This window comes from Mesorhizobium sp. M7A.F.Ca.AU.001.01.1.1, from assembly GCF_004022735.1.
GTDB classification, from domain to species: domain Bacteria; phylum Pseudomonadota; class Alphaproteobacteria; order Rhizobiales; family Rhizobiaceae; genus Mesorhizobium; species Mesorhizobium ciceri.
Genome location: NZ_RZPF01000393.1, coordinates 1 through 6038 on the forward strand (window position 1 = coordinate 1; position 6038 = coordinate 6038).

2 protein-coding genes are annotated in these 6038 nt (G+C 63.2%); one reads left to right on the plus strand and one right to left on the minus strand.

Annotated features, from left to right (window positions below; translation table 11 throughout):
* Positions 1-602, minus strand: a 602-nt coding sequence (locus EN884_RS22095) for a beta-eliminating lyase-related protein (RefSeq protein ID WP_245491966.1), incomplete at its 3' end; no start/stop codon positions are given.
* A 491-nt stretch (positions 603-1093) separates the two neighbouring features.
* On the opposite strand from EN884_RS22095, the gene gltB reads away from it, so the two are divergent.
* Positions 1094-5830: a glutamate synthase large subunit gene (gene gltB / locus EN884_RS22100; protein WP_063168950.1), complete on the plus strand. Its 4737-nt coding sequence runs from the start codon at positions 1094-1096 to the stop codon at positions 5828-5830.
* Positions 5831-6038: the final 208 nt, after the last annotated feature.

Genomic DNA, 6038 nt, shown 5'->3' on the forward strand with positions numbered 1-6038 from the left:
CCGAAGGACAGGATGTCGACGCCGCGTTTCCAGGTCATTTCGGCTGGCGACGTGTCGAGCGCGACCAGCGCATTGGCAAAGCGGGCGCCGTCCATGTGCAAGGGCACCGAATATCGTTTGGCGATCGCCGCGATCGTCTCGATCTCATCCAGGCCGTAGATGGTGCCGACCTCGGTCGACTGGGTGATCGAAACGGCCATCGGCCGTCCCCAATGGACGATTTCCGGTGCGAAACGGCCGATGGTCCTTTCCAGATTGTGCGGATCGATCTTGCCCAGCGCGCCATCGATCTCATGCAGGCGTGAGCCGCCGGAAAAATACACCGGCGCGCCGCATTCGTCCTCGATGACATGCGATTCGCGATGAGCAAAGGAAATGCCGCCCGGCTTGTTGTAAGCGGTCAGCGCCAGCGAGTTGGCGGCCGTGCCGGTGGCGACGAAGAACACCGCGACCTCGCGTTCGAAAATCTCGCTGAAGCGCTGGTAGACTGCCTGGTCGAGCGCTCCGTCGCCATAGGCGGTGGAAAAGCCGCCGGCATTGGCCGACAGGCCGGCGGCAATGTTGGGGTGGGCGCCTGCCCAATTGTCGGAAGCGAAGAACATGCATCTGCCTATGTCTTGGGAGAACGGGGGGTTGGGGAAATCAGACTGAAGTTGACCGGTTTCGCGTGCTGATCGCAAGGGCCAGGCGCCGGAAAAACAGTAAAGCCAGCCAACGGGCAAAGCCCAGGCCGACGACTGAAGCTTACGTTTTTCCTCAGCTTCACGACATTTTCTGTCGCGAATGCCCCAAGTTTTTTGCAAATCGGTCTTGTGTGCGTCCGGGATTTCTGCCATAAAAATTTAGGACAGTAGTGCTGTCTTATTTTGTCGCACAAAACGAGCTGGATTGGCGTATCATTTGGGCCTCTCCGGCTGTTGCCGCGAGCGACAGGTGGACAGCCAGACTCTGGCCTGTACGATTACCAGATGCGATCCATGCGGAAAGCCGCCTGGTTCGACAGGATTTCGCAAGACGTGCCACAAGGATCAGGGTGAGCCAAGCGCTTGCCGAGGCAAACCAGCGCCTGAATGGCTGGGAAGGAGGACAGGAGATGACGGACATGACGCACTCTGCGACGAACGGCCAGGCCGCGCAGACGAAAGCGGCAACCGTCAAAACCACCTTGCGATCCAATATTGGCCGAAGCGCCAACGGATTTTCCGCCCAGGGCCTCTACGATCCACGCAACGAGCATGACGCCTGCGGCGTCGGTTTCATCGTCAACATGAAGGGCGTGAAGTCGCATCAGATCGTCGAGGACGGGCTTGCTGTGCTCGAAAACCTGACGCATCGCGGCGCCGTCGGCGCCGATCCGCTGGTCGGCGATGGCGCCGGCGTGCTGGTGCAGCTTCCCGACCAGTTCTTCCGTGACGAGATGGCAGCCCAGGGCATCGAGCTGCCGCCGGCGGGCCAGTACGGCGTCGGACACTGGTTCATGCCGCAGGACGCGGCCCTTCGCGCCCATATCGAGGACATCATTGCCGAATCGGCGCAATCCGAGGGACTTCCGCTCATCGGTTTCCGTGACGTGCCCGTCGACAATTCGTCGCTGTCGAAGGCGCCCGACATCGTGGCATCCGAGCCGTTCCATCGGCAGATCTTCATCGGCCGCACGCCAGACATTACCGATGACGAGGAATACGAGGCCAGGCTCTATCTGCTGCGCAAGGTCATCTCGGGCCGCATCTATGCCGAGAACGACAACAAGGACATCGGCGCCTATTGCGTGTCGCTGTCGGCGCGCACCATCGTCTACAAGGGCATGTTCCTGGCTTATCAGGTCGGGGCCTACTACAAGGACCTCAAGGACCCGCGCTTCGAAACCGCGCTGATCCTCGTCCACCAGCGCTTCTCGACCAACACGTTCCCGTCATGGAAGCTGGCGCATCCCTACCGCATGGTCGCCCACAATGGCGAGATCAACACCGTGCGCGGCAACAACAACTGGATGGCTGCGCGCCAGGCGTCGGTCGATTCCGAACTGTTCGGCAACAACATCTCGAAGCTGTGGCCGATTTCCTATGACGGCCAATCCGACACCGCCTGCTTCGACAATGCGCTCGAGTTCCTGTTCCAGGGCGGGTACAGGCTCAGCCATGCCATGATGATGCTGATTCCGGAAGCCTGGGCCGGCAACAAGCTCATGGATGCCGATCGCAAGGCCTTCTACGAATACCATGCGGCATTGATGGAGCCGTGGGACGGACCGGCGGCGGTGGTCTTCACCGATGGCCGCCAGATCGGCGCCACGCTCGACCGCAATGGCTTGCGCCCGGCACGCTACATCGTCACCGACGATGACCGCGTCATCATGGCCTCGGAAGCCGGCGTGCTGCCGGTGCCGGAGGAGAAGATCGTCAAGAAGTGGCGGCTGCAGCCCGGCCGCATGCTGCTGATCGACCTGGAGAAGGGGCGCATCGTCTCCGACGAGGAGCTCAAGTCGGAGATCGCGACCAAGCATCCCTACAAGACCTGGCTCGCCAACACGCAGCTGATCCTCGAAGATCTGAAGCCGGTCGAACCGCGCGCGTTGCGCAAGGATGTCAGCCTGCTCGATCGTCAGCAGGCATTCGGCTACAGCCAGGAGGACACCAAGCTGTTGATGTCGCCTATGGCGACGACAGGCCAGGAAGCGGTGGGCTCGATGGGCACCGACACGCCGATCTCGGCGATGTCGGACAAGTCGAAGCTGCTCTACACCTATTTCAAGCAGAACTTCGCCCAGGTCACCAACCCGCCGATCGACCCGATCCGCGAGGAGCTGGTGATGAGCCTGGTGTCCTTCATCGGGCCGCGGCCCAACATCTTCGACCTTGTCGGCAATTCGCGCCGCAAGCGGCTCGAAGTGCGCCAGCCGATCCTGACCAATGGCGATCTCGAGAAGATCCGCTCCATCGGCCACACCGAGGACCGTTTCGACACCAAGACGATCGACATCACCTATGGCTCCGCCGAAGGCGCCGCGGGCATGCAGGGCGCCATCGATCGGTTGTGCGAGCGGGCGGAGGCGGCGGTTGCCGGCGGCTACAACATCATCATCCTGTCCGACCGCCAGGTCGGGCCCGACCGCATCGCCATCCCGGCGCTGCTGGCGACGGCGGCGGTCCATCATCACCTGATCCGCAAGGGGCTGCGCACCTCGGTCGGCCTCGTCGTCGAATCCGGCGAGCCGCGCGAAGTGCATCATTTCTGCTGCCTCGCCGGCTATGGCGCCGAGGCGATCAATCCCTACCTCGCCTTCGACACGCTGCTCGACATGCACAAGCGCGGCGAACTGCCGAAGGAAGTGGACGCCTACGAAGTCGTCTCGCGCTACATCAAGTCGATCGGCAAGGGCATCCTCAAGGTGATGTCCAAGATGGGCATCTCGACCTACCAGTCCTATTGCGGCGCGCAGATTTTCGACGCCATCGGCCTGAAGACCGATTTCGTGCAGCAATACTTCACCGGCACCGCGACGCTGATCGAAGGCGTCGGCCTGGACGAGATCGCGGCCGAGACGCTCAGCCGCCACAATGACGGTTTCGGCAACGACCCCGTGCTGCGCAACAGCCTCGAGGTCGGCGGCGAATACATGTTCCGCATGCGCGGCGAGGCGCATATCTGGTCGCCAGATGCTGTCGCCACCTTGCAGCACGCCGTGCGCCAGGGATCGTGGGAAACCTTCAAGGACTATTCCGCCCAGATCGACAGCGAGACGGCCCGCGCCCAGACCATTCGCGGCCTGTTCAAGCTCAAGCTGGCCGGGGAAACCGGCCGCAAGAAGGTGGCGCTCGACGACGTCATGCCGGCGGCCGACATCGTCAAGCGGTTCTCGACCGGAGCGATGTCGTTCGGCTCGATCTCGCGCGAAGCGCACACGACGCTGGCGCGCGCGATGAACCAGATCGGCGGCAAGTCGAACACCGGCGAGGGCGGCGAAGAGGCCGACCGCTATCTGCCGCTGCCGGGCGGCGGCAAGAACCCGGAACGCTCGGCGATCAAGCAGATCGCCTCGGGACGTTTCGGCGTCACGGCCGAATACCTCGTCAACTCCGACATGATGCAGATCAAGGTGGCGCAGGGTGCCAAGCCCGGCGAGGGCGGTCAGCTGCCCGGCCACAAGGTCGACGCCACCATCGCCAAGGTCCGGCATTCGACGCCGGGCGTCGGCCTGATCTCGCCGCCGCCGCATCACGACATCTATTCGATCGAGGATCTGGCACAGCTGATCTACGACCTGAAGAACGTCAATCCGGCAGCCGACGTGTCGGTCAAGCTGGTGTCGGAAGTCGGCGTCGGCACGGTTGCGGCGGGCGTCGCCAAGGCGCGCGCCGACCACATCACAATTTCGGGCTATGATGGCGGCACCGGTGCCTCGCCGCTGACGTCGCTCAAGCATGCCGGCAGCCCGTGGGAAATGGGCCTTGCCGAGACACACCAGACGCTGGTGCTGAACGGCTTGCGGTCGCGCGTTGCGCTGCAGGTCGATGGTGGCTTGCGCACAGGGCGCGACGTCATCATCGGCGCGCTGCTCGGCGCCGACGAGTTCGGCTTCTCGACCGCACCGCTGATCGCGGCCGGCTGCATCATGATGCGCAAATGCCATCTCAACACCTGTCCGGTCGGCGTCGCGACGCAGGATCCGGTGCTGCGCAAGCGCTTCAAGGGCACGCCCGAGCATGTCATCAACTTCTTCTTCTACGTCGCGGAAGAGGTGAGGGAGCTGCTCGCCGAGATGGGCTACACCCATATCGACCAGATCATCGGCGACACCGATCTTCTGGAAAAGCGCGACCTGATCGTGCACTGGAAGGCGCGCGGGCTCGATTTCTCGAAGATGTTCTTCAAGCCGGATGCGCCGCATGAAGCGGTGCACTGGACCGAGCGGCAGAAGCACCCGATCGACGACGTGCTCGACCGCAAGCTGATCGAACTGGCCAAGCCGGCGCTCGAGAGCAAGCTGCCGGTCAAGATCGAGGTCGATATCCGCAATGTCGACCGCTCCGCGGGCGCCATGCTGTCGGGCGAAGTGGCCAAGCGCTTCAAGCACAAGGGCCTGCGCGAGGATACGATATCGGTGAAGCTGACCGGCACTGCCGGCCAGTCCTTTGGCGCCTTCCTGGCGCGCGGCATCTCGTTCGAGCTTGTCGGCGCCGGCAACGACTATGTCGGCAAGGGCCTGTCGGGCGGCCGCATCGTCATTCGGCCGCCGGAAGAGGCCAAGATCGTCGCGGCTGAATCCATCATCGTCGGCAACACGGTGCTCTATGGCGCAACCGAGGGCGAAGCCTATTTCGCCGGCGTCGCCGGCGAGCGTTTCGCCGTGCGCAATTCGGGCGTCGCCGCCGTCGTCGAAGGCGTCGGCGATCATGGCTGCGAGTACATGACTGGCGGCATCGTCGTCGTCATCGGCAAGACCGGCCGCAACTTCGCCGCCGGCATGTCTGGCGGCGTCGCCTACGTGCTCGACGAGGCGGGCGATTTCGCCGAGCGCTGCAACATGGCGATGGTCGAGCTGGAGCCGGTTCCGGAAGAAGACGATCTGATGGAAAGGCTGCTGCACCATGGCGGCGACCTCGACCACAAGGGCCGCGTCGACGTCTCCGGCGACATGACCAGCCATGACGAGGAGCGGCTCTACCAGCTGATCTCGAACCATGTGCACTACACCGGGTCGGTACGTGGTCGCGAGATTCTCGACGACTGGGCGACGTTCCGGCCGAAGTTCCGCAAGATCATGCCGGTCGAATACCGCCGCGCCCTGATCGAGATGGAACGCATGCGCATGGGCGTTGCGGCGGAATAGGCTTTGCAATGGCCGGGGAGCCCAGGCTTCCCGGCCCATCTTCATCGACAGTTTGACCTCCGGCGCAAGGTTGCCATGGCTGCCTCAAGGGGTTAACGGGTGCGGCGAAAACCGCACCATCTGGACAGCAGGAACTGGACTATGGGCAAGGTAACAGGCTTTCTCGAAATCGACCGGCAGGTGCACAAGTACCAGCCGGCCTCCGACC